The organism is Tissierellales bacterium, from assembly GCA_025210965.1.
Lineage (GTDB): Bacteria > Bacillota > Clostridia > Tissierellales > JAOAQY01 > JAOAQY01.
Genome location: JAOAQY010000114.1, coordinates 1 through 3097, shown reverse-complemented (window position 1 = coordinate 3097; position 3097 = coordinate 1). Strand labels below are relative to the sequence as shown.

Here is a 3097-nt window from a genome sequence, read left to right as displayed (position 1 = left end):
TTTGGATAAATTTAAGGTGGTGACGGCATGAAAAGGATAAAAGTTGAATCAGCAGAGGACGGCATGATTTTGGGTAGAGATGTCCTTTCAGCAGATCGGGAAAGCGTTCTTATGACGCGAAACACTGTATTAGATGAGATAAAGATAATTTTACTCAAAAGAGAAGAGATAGATACGATATTTGTTCGCTCAGAGGCTGAGGTCTTGAATCAAATGCAGAAAGATGATGATTTCGCTGTAGCAATAAGTATAGATGAAGATGACGAGCATCCTAAAACTACGTTAGAGAAGCGCATCAGAATGGAAGAAATCGTGAGAAATTTGTACGAAGATGCTCGAATGAGCAAGAAGCTTGATAGAGCTAGTGTTACAGAGGCTATAGATTATATAGTTGAGGAAGTCAAAGATGCCAACAATTTGTTTGAAATTATAAAAAAGAATGAAGATCCAAAAGACTATTTGGTATATCATACTATAAATACATCTACGATAGCTGTGGTTATAGGTAATTGGCTACATTATAGTAAAAATGATCTGAGACTTCTTGCTATGGCAGGTCTTTTGCATGATTTAGGTAAAATGAAGATAAGTAATATGATACTTGATAAACCGGGAAAACTAACTGATAAAGAATTTGAAGTGATGAAGAAACATCCTATGTATACTTACAATTATTTAAAGGATGCTATAGGAATGAACAAGGCTGTGCTAAATGCCGTTATACAGCATCACGAGAGAGAAGATGGGTCAGGTTATCCACTCAAACTAAAGGGAGATCAAATCCATCCATATGCTAAGATTTTAGCTATAGCAGATGTATTTGATGCTATTACGGCAAATAGAAGTTATAAAGAGGATGAAAATCCGTTTTATGCACAGGAAGTTATACAGAGTGATAGTTTTAGCAAATTAGATCCAGGGATTTGTTATACTTTTTTGAAGAATTTATCAAAACTTTATATTGGAAGAGCGGTTATGTTAGATGATGGGACTATTGGAGAAATAGTGTATATACATGCAAATGCACCGACTAAGCCAGTAATAAAGGTTGATGAGAATACCTATATAGATCTTTCAGCGAATTCTAAATTGCATGTGAAAGAAATGATTTGATAGGAGCTAATACTTATGATACATAACGGATTTGAGTTAATTCAAACGACGATAAAAAAAGATGAAAAAGGACGACAAAAATTATTTTTTAGAGTTCAAAACAGAGGCGATGTCTTGATAAAATCTTTTCAAATTTGTCTTCACATTGAAGGTGAGAGAACTAGAAAAATCCATTATGACTTTAGAGATTTAGACATAAGACCAGATGATTATTATGCAAAGTGGATTAGAATCAAAAATCCACCGCTGGGAGAATGGAAATATAGGATAGAACTTATAGATATAGTTACTAGTGAAGATGATGCTAGTGTAGAATCGCAAGTAGAGTATTTTTATAATGCATTAGAAAGATCAGCGCTAGAGGGCGAGCTTAGACTTATAGACCAATTGCCTATTGATAGGATAAGAAGGGCGGGAATGGTTTTATCAGCAGCTATAGTTTTGGCATTTATAATTTTTATGAGTATGAGAGGCTATTCTAGGGCTAATGAATACAAATTAGCAATGGAGAATATGAACAATGGAAATTGGGACTTGGCCTATAGTGAATTCTGTGAACTTGGAGGCTATAAGGATTCTGAGAAATATGTAGATGAAATAGAGGATAAGGAAAATATATATAGTAAAGCCCTCATGTACACTAATAGAGGTGAGTGGGAAATTGCTGCAAAACTTTTACTAGGGGTTTCTGGATACAAAAATGCTGATGCTCTTTATTCCGAGAATCCTGCTGTATTAAAGGGACGAGCTGAAAAACTTATCTTTGAAAAGAATTATACCGAGGCGCTTGATATATATCAAAAAATAAACCAAAATCTCAATGTTGAAATTGAATTTGAGCTTATAAAGAAAAGAGCGAATGAAGATTATTTAGATTTTTTCAAATTGATAAGAGCAGGTGAGTTTGAAAATGTACAAAGGAAATATTCTAAATTTAAGTATTTAGATGCTGGGATTATAATGGCTATGGTTGATGCCAAACTGTATTTTGAGCAGAATATTTCAAATTTACAGGAGGGTGAATTCCCAACGGCAGAGCAGATAGAGTACTTGAATTCTTGCATAGCTAGGATTCCAGAAGACTATGCTGGAGACTTGAAAGATATGGTAGTTGGTCAAAAGCTTAAAATACAAAATAGTTTGGCTAAATATAGTGAATAAATGATGATAATTGTGATAAAATAATAATAGACCGAATGGTCAAAGTTTAGGAGGTGTTGTTTTATGAAAGCAAAATTTATTAAAGTAGAAGATATCAATGGATTCGTGGAGTTTGTATCAAAACTTAATGGTAAGGTTTATTTGCAGTCGGAAGAGGTTAAGGTTAATGCGAAATCATTGATCGGAGCTATGTACATTATCAATGAGCATCCAGAAAATATTGTTGTAGAAGTAGAAGACGAAACAGAAAAGAAAATGGTTTTGACTTATTTGATGCAAGGTGGTCATTTATTAGACTAAATACAAACATTAAACAAAATTAACAAAAAAACATTCGGATTCTTGTTGACTAAGCAAGAATCCTTTGTTATTATATGTGTATACAATAAAGATGTTCGAAATGATACGAACATTTTTGGTGGTTTTTCTTTGAATTTATACCAAATATTCGGGTAATAAATAAAAGGAAGCCATCAAATATGCTTATATATGCTTGGAAATACGGTCCGAGCGTCTCTACCAAATAACCGTAAATTATTTGACTATAAGTAAACGTGAATCTTACGTAGGCGAGGTCTGTCTATTAGTGGATTCAGACGCCTATATGGCGTTACACCGCAAGGATTAAAGTCCAGACGGAGTGGTTTTCTTATAAGTGAACCATTTCGTCTGTTTTTTTATTTTAAAAATCAAATTATCAACTAATTATTGGTTTTGAAAAATAAAATGTGATGGGGACTGGCTTTAGAAAACTAGCGGAAAAAGTTTACAAATAGGGGGAGTTTTAAATGGAAAAGTTTTTTAGACTCAAAGAACATGGAAC

3 protein-coding genes and 1 riboswitch are annotated in these 3097 nt (G+C 33.4%); all 3 genes read left to right on the top strand.

Annotation, left to right across the window (positions count from 1 at the left end; genetic code table 11):
- The first annotated feature begins 27 nt into the window (after window positions 1–27).
- The 3 genes from N4A40_08810 (at window position 28) to N4A40_08800 (ending at window position 2574) form a co-directional block, all read left to right on the top strand.
- Window positions 28–1113 (top strand): HD-GYP domain-containing protein, encoded by a 1086-nt coding sequence (locus tag N4A40_08810; protein ID MCT4661946.1) that lies wholly within the window; start codon window positions 28–30, stop codon window positions 1111–1113.
- A 15-nt stretch (window positions 1114–1128) separates the two neighbouring features.
- On the top strand, window positions 1129–2274 hold the full coding sequence (locus N4A40_08805) for a hypothetical protein (GenBank protein MCT4661945.1): 1146 nt from the start codon (window positions 1129–1131) through the stop codon (window positions 2272–2274).
- Between the two features lie 63 nt (window positions 2275–2337).
- Window positions 2338–2574 (top strand): HPr family phosphocarrier protein, encoded by a 237-nt coding sequence (locus N4A40_08800; protein ID MCT4661944.1) that lies wholly within the window; start codon window positions 2338–2340, stop codon window positions 2572–2574.
- 163 nt (window positions 2575–2737) lie between these two features.
- Window positions 2738–2839, top strand: a riboswitch (purine riboswitch).
- Window positions 2840–3097 lie beyond the last annotated feature (258 nt).

Excerpts from the sequence above, each read along its gene's own strand:
- N4A40_08805 (MCT4661945.1), top strand. The coding sequence starts at position 1,129 with ATGATACATAACGGATTTGAGTTAATTCAAACGACGATAAAAAAAGAT.
- N4A40_08810 (MCT4661946.1), top strand. The coding sequence starts at position 28 with ATGAAAAGGATAAAAGTTGAATCAGCAGAGGACGGCATGATTTTGGGT.
- N4A40_08800 (MCT4661944.1), top strand. The coding sequence starts at position 2,338 with ATGAAAGCAAAATTTATTAAAGTAGAAGATATCAATGGATTCGTGGAG.